Source organism: Stenotrophomonas cyclobalanopsidis, assembly GCF_008710035.1.
In the GTDB taxonomy this organism is placed as follows: Bacteria; Pseudomonadota; Gammaproteobacteria; order Xanthomonadales; family Xanthomonadaceae; genus Stenotrophomonas; species Stenotrophomonas cyclobalanopsidis.
The window spans coordinates 67,474-80,774 of the sequence record NZ_VYKI01000012.1 but is presented as its reverse complement, the minus strand read 5'-3'; the positions used below and the strand labels follow the sequence as shown (position 1 = coordinate 80,774).

Sequence of the window (13,301 nt, the reverse complement as noted above, 5' to 3'; positions counted from 1 at the left end):
CGATCGACGCGGCCGGTTCAGCCGCGCCTTACCAGACGAGGTCGTCAGGGACCTGGAACTGGGCGTAGTAAGCGTCGTCCTCGGCGTTGCCGGTGGATATCTCGGCGGTCGAGCCCGGCTGGCCGTGGTCGACGATGATTGCTTCCGGGGCGCGCTCACGCACCTTCTCGGCGGCGGCACGCGGCAGCAGCGCGTAACCGTCGCCCTGGGCGACGATCACCAGCACGCCTACCGACAGCGCCTTGCGCAGCTTGGGGTCGATCAGCAGGGTGCGGATCGCCGCGCCGTCGCTGAAGCGGTACTCGTCATCGCCCTTGTGGGGCACGGCATGGGCGGTGATGATCTGCCTCGCCTGCGCCTTCTGTTCAGCCAGCTTGGCCTGGGCATTGCGCTCGGCAGCGAGCGCGCGGTCACGTTCAACCTTCTCGGCGCGGGCGCGTTCAGCGTCGCGCTGGACCTCGGCCGAGGTCGATTCGGCCTTGCCCTGGCGGGCCTTGGCCTGCGCGCTCGCGGCGGCGCTGGCCTGCGACTTCTTGGCCAGGCCGGCCTTGAGCAATTGTTCCTGCAGCGCGTTGGGCTTTGCCATGGTCGTTGCGTACCGCGTGTAATCTTGGATGCCCCATTCTACCGACGCCCCGCCGCCCCTGCATGGCTGTCCTGAAGTACCTCACCGGCTACCCCGAACCCCTGGTCGCCCAGGTCAGCGAACTGCTGGCCCAGGGCAAGCTCGGCCCCTGGCTGCAGCAGCGCTACCCCGACCCGCACGAGGTGCGCAGCGACCGCCAGCTGTACGACTACACCCAAGACCTGAAGGACCGTTACCTGCGCAAATCGGTCCCGCTCAACAAGGTCTGCTACGACAACACGCTGGAAGTCATCAAGCACGCGCTTGGCACCCATACCGCCATTTCCCGCGTGCACGGTGGCCGCCTCAAGGCCAGCCGCGAGATCCGCATCGCCACCGTGTTCCGCCAGGCGCCGGCCGCCTTCCTGCGCATGATCGTGGTGCATGAACTGGCCCACCTGAAGGAGGCCGACCACAACAAGGCCTTCTACCAGCTGTGCCAGCACATGGAGCCGGAGTACCTGCAGCTGGAGTTCGATACCCGCCTGTACCTGACCGAGCTGGCCAACCGCAGCCAGCGCTGACCGCCCGCAGCAGCTACACTGCGCGCCCCCTGACCGACCTGCCCGCCATGGAACCGACCCGTCTCGACAAAGCCCTGTCTGCCCTGCTCGGCATCCCGCGCGGCGAAGCGCGCCGCTACATCGAGGGCGGCTGGGTGACAGTCAATGGAGAGGTGGTCGAACAGCCGCAGCGCCCGGTCGATGAGAGCGCGGTGATCGTGATGGCTGAACAGGCCGAAGACACCAAGGCCGAACGGGTCACCATGCTGCTGCACAAGCCCGCCGGCGTGGCCGCCGAGGCGCTGTGCGCAATGGTGAGCAGCGCCACCCGCAGCCAGCTCGACGCCAGCGACATCCGTCCGCTGCAGCGTCATTTCCATGGGCTGCAGCTGGCGGCATCGTTGCCGGCGGCCGACAGCGGCTTGGTCGTGGTCAGCCAGGACCCGGCCACCCTCGCCCACCTGCAGCGCAATCTGGGCCGCACCGAGCAGGAATACCTGGTGGAAGTGGCCGAGGGCGGGCCCGAGCGCGGGCCGTGGCTGATGGCGCGGCTGCAGCACGAATCCGGTGGCGCCAAGGTCAGCTGGCAGAACGAGCAGCGCCTGCGCTTCGCCGGCAAGGGCCTGACCGCCAAGGGCCTGCGCACGGCAGTGGGCAACGCCGGGCTGCAGGTGGCCGCGGTTCGCCGCCTGCGCATCGGCCGCGTGGCGTTGGGGCCGCTGCCACCGGCGCAGTGGCGTTACCTGGGCAGCGACGAGCGGTTCTGAGCCTGCGCGCCCCGCTTGCGCGGCGTCATTCCAGCATGACGCCCATCCTCTAGCATGCAGGGATGAAAACACACCGGCCCTTGTGGCGACGCGCACTACGGTGCGCAATCATCCTCGTTGCTTTACTGGTGCTGCTGGTGCTGTCCGGCCTGCTGCTGGCCGACTACCTGACGCCGCAGGCGCACGGACCGGCAAGCCATGCCCTGCCCGTGCAGCCTTCGCAGACCGCGATCGATCAGGTGCTCGGCCCGCAGCAACGGACACATCCCGGCAAGTCAGGCGTCGCCTTTCTCGGCGATGGCATGGACGCCTACGCGGCCCGCGCGCTGATCACCGGGCAGGCCGGGCGCAGCCTCGACCTGCAGTACTACATCTGGCACGACGACCTGATGGGTCATCTGATGGCCAAGGCCCTGTATGACGCCGCCGAACGCGGCGTGCGGGTCCGCCTGCTGCTGGATGACATGAACGGGCGCGACAAGGATGGGCTGATGCTGGCCCTTGACCGCCATCCGAACATTGAAATCCGCCTGTACAACCCGTTCCGAAACCGCAGCGGGCTGCTGCGCATGGTCGAGATGGTGCAGCGCTTCTTCAGCGTCAACCACCGCATGCACAACAAGAGCTGGATTGCCGACGGCCGGGTCGCGATCATCGGCGGACGCAATATCGGCGAAGCGTATTTCAGCGCGCGCACGGATGTGAACTTCCAGGATCTGGACCTGCTTGTGGCAGGCCCGGCCGTGACCGATGCCAGCCTGATCTTTGACGATTACTGGAATAGCGAGGCTGCGATTCCGGTAGCCGCCATGGCGTTCCAGACCGACGCGCAACTGCGCCTGCTGGTGCGCCAGATCCGGCACGAAGCCGGTCGCGATGCCGCCCATCCCTACCTGGAGCGCGGAAAGGGCCTGCGGGAATCGCGCCGCCCTTATCTGACGGCACTGCACTGGAGCAGCAACGTCAGCGTCATGTCCGACCCCCCGCTGAAGCACAAGCGGGATGACCGTTCGCAATGGCTGGTCAGTACCTTGGTGAAGCAGCTGCAGTCGGCGCGCACCAAAGCCCTGCTCATCTCGCCCTACTTCGTGCCCGGCAACGAAGGGCTGGACGGCTTTTCGACCATGAGCGAGCGCGGCGTGCAGGTTGGCGTGGTCACCAATTCACTGGCCGCCAATGACGTCGCTGCTGTCCACGGCGGCTATCGCGGTTACCGGGTCCCGCTGCTGAAGGCAGGCGTGCAGCTCTACGAGCTGAAGGCCCAGGGCCAGTCAGGCAACGGCGGGGTCTTTGGCAGCAGTGGCGCCAGCCTGCACACGAAAGCCTTTGTCATCGATGATCGCCGCGGTTTCGTTGGCTCGTTCAACCTGGACCCGCGCTCGGCGTACCTCAACACGGAGATGGGCGTGCTGTTCGATGACCCTGTGCTGGGCCGGAGATTACGGCAGGAATACCTGCGTCTGGCCGATCCGCAGCACAGCTGGTGGCTTGCACTTGGCCCCGACGACGAGCTCCGCTGGTTGGAGCGTACACCCCCACCACGCTGGGCCGACGCCGAGCCTGAGTCCACGCCGCGCCAGAGAATCCTGTCGCGGGTGATCGGCTGGCTGCCGCTGGAATCGCAGCTGTAGCGCTCATGTCCCAGCCTTGCTGTGGGCATCGTGCAAGGCCTCGTCCAAGGTCTCAACGTTGCGCCCATGCAGCCGCCGCCAGATGCCGCGCAGCGCGTGCGCCGGTGCCGAAGGCAGCTGCTCCAGCAGCGCCAGCATGCGTGCCTGGGTGCCGTGGCCATGCCGACACAGCAGGCTGGCCGCCGCCGCCGCGCTGCCCAGGCGCAGGCTGTCGGCCAGCGCCCCTTGGGCGTCGGCGGCCAGCGCCTGATGCACCTGTTCGGGCAGCTCCCACGCTGCGACCACACGCTGGGCCAGCGGCAATGACCACCGCTCCAGCAGGTCCAGGGCCACCGCAGGCTCAACGGTCTCACCCCGGATCTGCGCCTCCTGCAACAGCTGGCGCATCACCAGCGCTGCGCCAAGTCCCTGCATCAGGCCGAGCCATTGCGCGGCGAAGGCATCGCCGAAGGTGACCGTGCGCGCATGGTCCGCCGCCGCGCGCGAGGCCAGCAGCGCGTGCTCCCAGATGATCGCGCTGAACTGCGTGAATACCTCGCACTGCACCTGCATCACCGGCTGCACCAGCACGGCGCTGATGATCTGGCGCACGCCTTCGGTGCCGACCAGCGTCACCGCCCGCTGCAGGCTGTCCACCGGCCGTTCGTGCACCTTGTAGGCCGGGCTGTTGGCGATGCGCAGCAGGTTGCCGGTCAGCACCGGGTCCTGGCCGATGATCGCGGCCATCACCCGTGCCGAGGCAACGTCGTCATTGACCGTCTGGATCAACTGCGGCAACAGCTGCGGCCGCCGCGGCAGCTGCCGGGTCGCCCAGTCACGGTCCCGCAGGGCCCGATCCACCGCCTCGGCCAGCGCCGATGGGCCGGGTGCGGCCGGCTCGCCAGCCAGATGCGGGTACAGCGCCAGGGCATGCAGGCCACGTTGCAGGTGCGCGGCGACCTCCGCCGGCGGCAGCGCCTCGCCCTGCAGGCTGGCGGCTGCGGCGGCCGCGGCGGCCACGGCCTGCCGCGGTGCCGTCGCCAGGCGCACCGGGTCCGTGCCGCACAGCCGGGACACCCATTTCACCAGCGTTTGCCACCAGGCCGGCCTCATCCGGATCGGCCCTGTCGTTGCACTGCTTCTGCCACTGACTGCCCCTGCGCGTTCTTCACATCGGCCACCTGCCGTCGACGCTGCATCGGCCGCACTTTCATCTTCTTTAACCCGGACCGCTCGGATCTGCACGGCAGATGCCGGGGGAATGGACTAGAATGGCGCCTCGCGACCCGTCCCCCAGCCATGACGACGTCGCTTTTTTTGTTTTGGGACCCTACCGTTCATTGGCAGTTCGCTGCAGTTCGCTGCTGATCGCGCCATCGGAGACGCCATGCTATTCGAAACCCTCGCCACCACCGGCCACGAACAGGTTGTGTTCTGCCACAACCAGAATGCCGGCCTGCAGGCGATCATCGCCATCCACAACACCACCCTGGGCCCGGCCCTGGGCGGCGTGCGCATGCGCCCCTACGCCAGCACCGACGAGGCGCTGGCCGATGTGCTGCGGCTGAGCCGGACGATGACCTACAAGAATGCACTGGCCGGGCTCAATGTCGGTGGCGGCAAGGCGGTCATCATCGGTGACCCGAAGGTGGACAAGACCGAAGTGCTGTTCCGCGCCTTCGGCCGCTACGTCGACTCGCTGGGCGGCCGCTACATCACCGCCGAGGACGTCGGCACCGACGTCAACGACATGGAGAACATCTACCTGGAAAGCCAGTTCGTGACCGGCGTGCACCAGGTCCACGGCGGCTCCGGCGACCCGGCCCCGTTCACCGCCTATGGCGCGCTGCAGGCGCTGATGGCGTCGCTGCGCTTCAAGTTCGGCCACGAGGAAGTGGGCAAGACCAGCATCGCCGTGCAGGGCCTGGGCCATATCGGCATGGAACTGGTGAAGCTGCTGCGCGACCGCGGCGCCAAGCTGTACGTGACCGACCTGGACAGCAGCCTGGTCGATCGTGCGGTCAGCGATTTCGGTGCCGAGGCGGTCAAGCCGGACGAGATCCACGAGGTCAACGCCGACGTGTTCGCACCGTGCGCGCTGGAAAGCGCGATCAATGCCGACACCCTGCCGCGCATCAAGGCCAAGATCATCTGCGGCACCGCCAACAACCAGCTGTCCAGCCTGGAGATCGGCGATGAACTGCATGCGCGCGGCATCCTCTACGCGCCCGACTATGCGGTCAACGCCGGTGGCGTGATGAACGTGTCGCTGGAGATCGACGGCTACAACCGCGAACGCGCGATGCGCCTGATCCGCAGCATCTACCACAACCTCACGCGCATCTTCGAGCTGTCCCAGCGAGAGAACATCGCGCCGCAGCGTGCGGCCGACCGCATCGCCGAAGCGCGCATCCTGTCCATCGGCAAGCTGAAGATGCCGCTGGGCCGCAGCACCCCGCGCCTGGGCAACCTGCGCGGCGGTTGATCCGCCCCCCGACCGCGGGACAAGGGGAATGCCGGCCAGCGGCCGGCACTACCGGGTAACCCCGATCAGAAAGCGGCGCTGTAACGCAGCGCCACCTGGCGCAGATCCCCACGCGGACCGAAGCGCTGGTCGTAGCCGAAGCCCAGCCGCGTGTTGCGGCTCAACCACGATTCCACCGATACGCCGAACAGGCCACCGGAACGCGTCGGCTGCAGGCCGGCCATCGGTGCCCATGCGTCGACGCCGACGAAGCTGGCGTCCGCATCCAGGCCCTGGCTGGACAGCAGCTGCTGCCACTCGGCATAACCGCGCAGCGACCAGCCGCGCCACTCGCGCTCGGCGCGCACACCGGCCAACGCCTGGCTGCGGCTGCTGATACCGCCCTGCGTGCGCAGGCCGAAGCCCAGCCCGCCCTGTTCGCTGAAGCGATCGTTGCCGACCCGCGCGTAGTCGGCGCCCACATAGGGGGTCAGCGCTGCATGCGCAGACCCGAGGCGGTAGCCGGTCTCCACGCTGGCCATGCTGAAGCTGCCGCCGTATCGCGCATTGACGCCGTACTGGCCGGCTCCCAGCAGCAGCTGGCGATCGATCTGGCGGGTGAACTGGCCGGCACCCACCTGGCCCAGCGCGTAGGCACCACCGCTGCTCCAGCCCGCGTACAGCTGCGCCTGCGACTGCCTGTCACGCCCGCGGTCGCCGCCCCAGCTGCTGTTGCTGTAGCTGCGCAGTTCGCCGAAGGCAAAGCCGAGCACGCCGTTGCCGCCCATCGCCACGTCCTGGCCCATCATCCAGCCCCGGGTGTCGGTGCCGCTGGCCGAGAAGCTGCCCTGGCCGGCATCGCCCAGCGCGTTCTGCCAGGTGCCGCCCAGCCGCGGAGCGGCCTGGACCTGGCCGAAGCGGGCCGACAATGCACGCCGGCCCAGGTCGATGCTGTCGAAGGTGGCCGCAGCGGCCAGCGCATGCGCCTTGCCGGACAGGCTGTCGAGGCTGGCCTGCAGGGCCTGGTTGCCTTCCACCCGCTGCAACGCGGCCGCGCCATCGGCGAAGGAGGCCGAGCCAGCGCCGAGATCGAGGCGCTCGAACGCTGATTCCACCCGCAGCGCCGAGGCCAGCGCGGCGTTGGAGGCGCGCGCCAGACTGGCGGCCTGGGTGACGTTGATGCGGTCGGTGACCAGCACCACGTTGTCGCTGCCGTAGGTCAACGAACTCTGCAGCAGGGTGCCCTGTGGCAGGCTGTTGCTGACCGCGTCGAAGCGGCCGGTGACGCCCTGGCCGGCATGCAGCACGGTCTGGGTGCGGCCATCGGCAGCCACGTAGCCGCTGACGATGCTGGCGACGTGCACGTCGCCGCCCTGCAAGGTGGCCGTGCCGGTGATCTCCAGCGGGTTGGAACCCAGCGCAATGCTCAGCCGCGCGCCGGCACGATGCAGGTAGTTGCCCTCGATGGTGGCGCTGGTGTTGGCATTGCGCAGGATGACGGTGGCGCCGTTGTCAACATTGCCGCGGATCCGGCTGGTGCCGGTCATGAACTGCAGCGCGGCGCCCTCAGGCACGCCGGCCTGCGGCACCACCACCACGCTGGAGGTGATCGACGCGCCATCGCGCAGCGCCAGCGTGCCCTGCTCGATGCGGGTTTCGCCGGTGTAGGTGTTGGTGCCCGACAGCCCCAGCGCGCCGACGCCCTGCTTGACCAGGCCACCGCTGCCGCTGATGTCGTTGCTCCAGACCGAATCCAGGCCGGTCTGCGAGACATTGACCACGGCATTGCCCCAGTCGAACTTCGCCGGCCCGTTGATGGCCTTGGCGATGTTCAGCAGGCCGTAGCCGAAGGTGCTGTCCACGCCGGGCGCGCCGAGGTCGGTGGCGGTGCCGAGCAGGGTCTGCCGCACCAGGTCGTTGCTGAAGTACGGATACTTCTGCCAGACCACGGCCGCCGCACCGGACACCAGCGGCGCGGCGAACGAGGTGCCGTAGTTCCACAGCAGGGTGGAGCCGGTCGGGTAATTCGGATTGACGAAGATCGCCGCACCGGGCGCCGCGAGGCAGTAGCTGGCCGCCACGCCGCAGGCATTGGCATAGCCGGCCAGCTTGCTGGGGTCGGTGGAATCGACCGCGGTGACCGCCAGCCAGCCACGCTCCAGGTCGGCGGCCGGGCGCGAATTGTTCGGGCCGGCCTGGCTGGGCAGCGCCGCCATGTCCGACGGGTTGGCCTTGGATTCATTGCCGGTGGCGAACACCACCAGGCCGTTGTTGCCGATGATGAAGGGACGGTACTCGGCCGCGATCGGGGCGGTGGCCGCGGCGTTGGTCCAGTACAGCCCGCCCCATGAGTTGTTCATGATCTTCACGCCCTGGTTGATCAGGTCCTGGTGGACCCCCGCCAGACCAAGCGCACCATCGACCTGGTTGCCGTTGCCCGACCCGTCGTCGGTGGGGCGCGTGTCGGAAATGATCCGCGCGGAGACGATCTGCGCGTTCGGTGCGATGCCTCCCGGCCACGACCCGAAGGCCTTGCCGGCCGCCAGTTCGGCCACCGCCGTACCGTGACCGACCACGTCATCGTTGTTGAGGTTGTTGCTGCGCGGATCCACGTAGCTGTAGTTGGCCAGCACCCGCCCGGTCAGGGTGGGATGGTTGCGCTGCACGCCCGAATCGACGATGCCGATGCGCACGCCGCTGCCATCCAGCCCCGCGCTGCGCGCTGCGTCGGCCTTGGTGATGGACAGGTGGGCGTTGATCGCCGGTTCGGCCGGCTGGGTCGGGGTGGTCGGCGGAGGCGTGGTAGGCGGCGGGGTGGGCGGGGTGGTCGGTGGGGGATCGATGCGCACGTTGCTGCCGCCGCCTCCGCCGCCACATGCCGTCAATGCAACCACCAGTGCCGATCCCAGGACCGACGGTGCCATCGTCTTGCGTTCCATCGATTCCTTCCCATGAACGTTGGCCTGCCAAGCTCCCTGCAGGCATCAAGGGCTGCCCGGCGGCAGCCATCGCCGACCCTCTATACTTGGGCCGACCCCCACGCAGTCTGCCGGGAAACAGCGCTGCATCCAACAGCCGCCGTCTCCTTTCCGAACATTGCTCACGCATCAACGAGATTGCCATGTCCAACATCGTCATCGCCGCCGCCAAGCGCACCGCCATCGGCTCCTTCCTCGGCCAGTTCAACGGCGTGCCCACCCCGACCCTCGGCGCGGCCGCCATCGCCGCTGCCCTTGAACAGTCCGGGGTTCCGGCCAGCGACGTCTCCGAGGTCCTGATGGGCTGCGTGCTGCCGGCCAACCTCGGCCAGGCGCCGGCCCGCCAGGCCGCCATCGCCGCGGGCATCCCGCTGTCGGCCGGTGCCACCACGCTGAACAAGGTGTGCGGCTCGGGCATGAAGACCATCATGCTCGGCCATGACCTGATCAAGGCCGGTTCGGCCACGGTCGTGGTCGCCGGCGGCATGGAATCGATGTCCAACGCCCCGCACATGCTGCCCAATTCGCGCACCGGCAACCGCTTCGGCAACTTCCTGGCGGTGGACCACATGGCCCACGATGGCCTGGTCAACGCCTACGACGGCAAGGCCATGGGCGAGTTCGCCGAATGCGCGGTGGACAAGTACCAGTTCACCCGCGAGGAGCAGGACGCCTACGCCATCGAATCGGTGCGCCGTGCCCAGGCCGCGCAGGCCAATGGCGCATTCGCCGACGAGATCGCCGCGGTGAAGGTCGCCACCCGCAAGGGTGAGGTCGAGTTCGCCATCGACGAGCAGCCGGGCCGTTCGGACATCGCCAAGATCCCCACCCTGCGCCCCGCATTCAAGAAGGATGGCAGCGTCACCGCCGCCAGCTCGTCCAGCATTTCCGACGGCGCCGCCGCGGTGGTCCTGCTGACCGAGGAAGACGCCGCTGCGCGCGGCATCACCCCGCTGGCGCGCATCGTCGGCCATGCCACCCATTCGCAGGAACCGGAATGGTTCACCACCGCCCCGATCGGCGCGATCCACAGCCTGCTGCAGAAAACCGGCTGGACCCTGGACCAGGTGGACCTGTTCGAGATCAACGAAGCCTTCGCCGTCGTCGCCATGGCGCCGATGCGTGAGCTGGGCATCCCGCATGCGAAGATCAACGTGAATGGTGGTGCCTGCGCACTGGGCCATCCGATCGGCGCGTCCGGCGCGCGTCTGGTCGTGACTCTGGTCAACGCCTTGCGCACGCATGGCGGCAAGCGCGGCATTGCTACGCTCTGCATCGGAGGCGGCGAAGCAACGGCCATCGCCATCGAATTGATCTAAAAGGGATTAACGCTGATTTCGCAAAAATGAATGCGGGATCGCTTGACAGCCAAACGTGGCTTGTCATCATGTTGTCGGCGCGCAGTTGCGCGTTGCCTAATTCAACGACGAGGATTCACACAATGAGCATCAACAAGCTGCTGGTCGCTATGTCCCTGGCCCTGGCCCTGGCCGCCTGCTCGAAGCAGGAAGCTGCCCAGGACGCCGCTGCATCGGCCAATGAAGCCGCCACCGAAGCCCAGGCTGCTGCCGACCAGGCCGCTGCTGCTGGCACCCAGACCGCCGACGCTGCCCAGCAGGCTGCTGACACCGCCGCCACCGCTGCCGACGCTGCGACCGACGCTGCTGCCCAGACCGGCGCTGCTGCTACCGACGCTGCTGCTGAGCAGGCCAAGGACGCTGCCAAGGCTGCCGAAGGCACCGCCGAGCAGGCCAAGGACGCTGCTGAAGAAGCCAAGAAGTAATAACTTCTTTCTTCACGCTGTTCTGGAAAAGCCGCTGGTTCGCCAGCGGCTTTTTCTTTGCCTGGAGGGCGCCGCCGCACCACCACCGGGCCTTCACGACGGCATGAATAGGCTGGCGTCCCCATCCATTGCAGCACTGGAGACCGCCATGAAGACCCGTCCGCTGACCACCACCCTGCTGGCCGCCTCCCTGCTGCTGGCCCTGGCCGCCTGCAAGGGCCCGGAGGCCGAACAGGCCAAGCAGGACGCTGCACGGGCCGCCGACAGCGCTGGCGCCGCCGCCCGCGAAGCCGTGGACAAGGCCGCCGCCGCCACCCGCGAGGCTGCCGACAAGACTGCCGAAGCGTCCGAGCACGCCGCCGCCGACACCCAGCGGGCGCTGGACAATGCCGCCGACGCGACCGCCAATGCCGCCGACCAGGCCAAGGCCGCCGCCACCGATGCCGCCGCCCACGCCAGCGACGCCACCGCGACCGCGGCGCAGAAGGTCGCCGACAAGGCCCGCGACGTCGCCGCCGACGCCAAGGCCAATGCCGCCAAGGAAGAAGCCAAGCACTGACCCGCCGCTACCGGGCGTTACCGCCAGCCGAGCATCGGCTCGGCTCTACATGAAAAGCCGCGGCATGGCCGCGGCTTTTCTGCTTCTGGCCTTCCGTTGATTCCGTGGTGGACGCGCCCGGAAACCGTCCGGGGCCGCGCGGGTGGGTTGCGCAGGGGCGTAAGCGCCATGGATGGCGCGCTCGAGCCTACAAGGACGTATTCACGGCGTCCCCTGCGCAACCCACCCGCGAGGCCCGCCAACGATGCAGATGCCGCACGACCACCACGAGGGGCTTCGCCGTTGGCCGCCTACTGCGGCAGCGCCCGCGCCATCATCGCCCCCAGATCCACCCCCGCCGGCAGCGTCCCGAACACCAACCCATGCTCGCCCTGCAGCCGGCTGCGCACGAACACCCCGGCCATCGGGCTGCGCGCCCGCAACAGCAGCGACGCCTGCAGCAGCAGCACCGTACGCTCGCAGAACGAGCGCGCCTGCGATTCATCCGGCGCCGGTGCCGACGCCCAGCGCTGCAGTGCCGCCGCGTAACCGGCGTCGCGATCGGCCACTGCTTCCAGCTCCGCACGCAGCGCCTGCATCGCCTCGGGCTCGCGCCCCAGCGCGCGCAGCACGTCCAGGCACTGCACGTTGCCGCTGCCTTCCCAGATCGAATTCAACGGCGCCTGCCGGTATAGCCGCGGCAGCATCGACTCTTCCACGTAACCGGCACCGCCCAGGCATTCCTGCGCCTCGTTGACGAACGCGGCCGCGCGCTTGCACACCCAGTACTTGCCCAGCGCCGTACCCAGCCGCGCCAGCGCGGCCTCCTGCGGATCGCTGCCTGCGCAGTCGACCGCGCGCGCGATGCGCATGGCCAGCACCGTCGCCGCTTCCGATTCCAGCGCCAGGTCTGCCAGCACGTTGGCCATCAGCGCGTGTTCCACCAGCGGCTTGCCGAATGTGCGGCGGTGGCGCGCGTGGTGCAGGGCCTGCGCCAGGGCCATGCGCATTTCCGCGGCCGCACCGAGCATGCAGTCCAGGCGCGTCATCATCACCATGCCGATGATGGTGGCCACGCCCCTGCCCTCCTCGCCCACGCGCCACGCCTGCGCGCCGCAGAACTCCACTTCGCTGGACGCGTTGGACCAGTCACCCAGCTTGTCCTTCAGGCGCATGAGGTGGAAGGCATTGCGATCGCCATCGGCCAGCCGCCGCGGCATCAGCAGGCAGGTCAGCCCACCCGGTGCCTGCGCCAGCACCAGGAAACCATCGGACATCGGTGCCGAGAAGAACCACTTGTGTCCGACCAGGCGGTAGCGTTCGCCATCGATGGGCTCGGCCCGCGTGCTGTTGGCGCGCACGTCCGACCCGCCCTGCTTTTCGGTCATGCCCATGCCCAGGGTGAGGCCGGCCTTGTCGCCCACCGGCACGTCGCGCGCGTCGTACACGGGCGAGGCCGCCTTGCGCGCCCACTCGGCCAGGTGCGGCTGCGCCTGCAGCACCGCCACCGCGGCATGGGTCATGGTCAGCGGGCAGCTGGTGCCGGCTTCCGCCTGGTGGTGCAGGTAGCTCAACGCCGCCCGCGCGACGTGCACGCCGGGCTGTGGCTCATGCCACGACAGCCCGGACACGCCATGCTGTTTGGCCGCGTGCATCAACTGGTGGTACGCCGGGTGGAAGTCCACGGTATCGATGCGGTGGCCCTGCGCATCGTGCGTGCGCAGCCGTGGCCGGTCGCGGTTGGCATCGAAGCCCAACTGGTAAAGCTGGTTGCCGGCCAGACCCCCGTATATCGCCAGCCGCGGCGCGAATGCGGCCGCGCCTTCGCGCTGCACGGCCTCCATCAGGGCCACGTCGTCGGTCCACAGCTGGCGGCCCGCAAACGGCGGCGGCTGGTTCAGCACCACGTGGGTTTCAAAGGGCGCGGTGCTGCTGAAGCTCGGTCCGTTCATCGGTTCCATCCTGCCGGCGAGAAGGCTGCGCGCCGATTGTGCAGCATCGTCCGGCAACCCCGCGTTCAGGCCGGTTCTCGC

Annotated in this window: 11 protein-coding genes; 7 read left to right on the top strand and 4 right to left on the bottom strand. The window is 68.6% G+C overall.

Going from position 1 to position 13,301, the window contains the following annotated elements; genetic code table 11:
- Positions 1–28 precede the first annotated feature (28 nt).
- Positions 29–586 carry a DUF2058 domain-containing protein gene (locus FJU31_RS11145; RefSeq protein ID WP_150454804.1) on the bottom strand — a complete coding sequence of 186 codons (558 nt, stop codon included), beginning with the start codon at positions 584–586 and terminating at the stop codon, positions 29–31.
- Between the two features lie 62 nt (positions 587–648).
- Here FJU31_RS11145 and FJU31_RS11140 point away from each other — a divergent pair, with 62 nt between their 5' ends.
- From FJU31_RS11140 to FJU31_RS11130, 3 genes are all read left to right on the top strand, one after another.
- Complete coding sequence (locus tag FJU31_RS11140; RefSeq protein WP_108769568.1) at positions 649–1,149, top strand: M48 metallopeptidase family protein; 501 nt, start codon at positions 649–651, stop codon at positions 1,147–1,149.
- A 47-nt stretch (positions 1,150–1,196) separates the two neighbouring features.
- Entirely contained in the window at positions 1,197–1,895 is a 699-nt protein-coding gene (locus FJU31_RS11135; RefSeq protein WP_150454803.1) for an RNA pseudouridine synthase, read from the top strand.
- Positions 1,896–1,957: 62 nt separating this feature from the next.
- Complete coding sequence (locus FJU31_RS11130) at positions 1,958–3,526, top strand: phospholipase D family protein (protein ID WP_150454802.1); 1,569 nt, start codon at positions 1,958–1,960, stop codon at positions 3,524–3,526.
- A 3-nt stretch (positions 3,527–3,529) separates the two neighbouring features.
- On the opposite strand, the gene FJU31_RS11125 is transcribed toward FJU31_RS11130, so the two are convergent.
- Complete coding sequence (locus tag FJU31_RS11125; RefSeq protein ID WP_150454801.1) at positions 3,530–4,618, bottom strand: HDOD domain-containing protein; 1,089 nt, start codon at positions 4,616–4,618, stop codon at positions 3,530–3,532.
- Positions 4,619–4,892: 274 nt separating this feature from the next.
- Here FJU31_RS11125 and FJU31_RS11120 point away from each other — a divergent pair, with 274 nt between their 5' ends.
- Entirely contained in the window at positions 4,893–5,990 is a 1,098-nt protein-coding gene (locus tag FJU31_RS11120; protein WP_150454800.1) for a Glu/Leu/Phe/Val dehydrogenase dimerization domain-containing protein, read from the top strand.
- A gap of 65 nt (positions 5,991–6,055) precedes the next feature.
- Here the strand turns inward: FJU31_RS11120 and FJU31_RS11115 are convergent, their stop codons facing one another.
- Positions 6,056–8,908, bottom strand: coding sequence for an autotransporter serine protease (locus tag FJU31_RS11115; protein WP_150454799.1), 2,853 nt, complete (start codon positions 8,906–8,908; stop codon positions 6,056–6,058).
- 182 nt (positions 8,909–9,090) lie between these two features.
- On the opposite strand from FJU31_RS11115, the gene FJU31_RS11110 reads away from it, so the two are divergent.
- From FJU31_RS11110 to FJU31_RS11095, 3 genes are all read left to right on the top strand, one after another.
- Positions 9,091–10,266 (top strand): thiolase family protein, encoded by a 1,176-nt coding sequence (locus tag FJU31_RS11110; protein WP_150454798.1) that lies wholly within the window; start codon positions 9,091–9,093, stop codon positions 10,264–10,266.
- Positions 10,267–10,388: 122 nt separating this feature from the next.
- Positions 10,389–10,730, top strand: a complete 342-nt coding sequence (locus FJU31_RS11100) for a hypothetical protein (RefSeq protein WP_116864087.1) — start codon at positions 10,389–10,391, stop codon at positions 10,728–10,730.
- A 148-nt stretch (positions 10,731–10,878) separates the two neighbouring features.
- Positions 10,879–11,289: a hypothetical protein gene (locus FJU31_RS11095; RefSeq protein ID WP_150454797.1), complete on the top strand. Its 411-nt coding sequence runs from the start codon at positions 10,879–10,881 to the stop codon at positions 11,287–11,289.
- A gap of 290 nt (positions 11,290–11,579) precedes the next feature.
- On the opposite strand, the gene FJU31_RS11090 is transcribed toward FJU31_RS11095, so the two are convergent.
- Positions 11,580–13,220, bottom strand: a complete 1,641-nt coding sequence (locus tag FJU31_RS11090) for an acyl-CoA dehydrogenase family protein (RefSeq protein ID WP_150454796.1) — start codon at positions 13,218–13,220, stop codon at positions 11,580–11,582.
- Between the last annotated feature and the right edge of the window lie 81 nt (positions 13,221–13,301).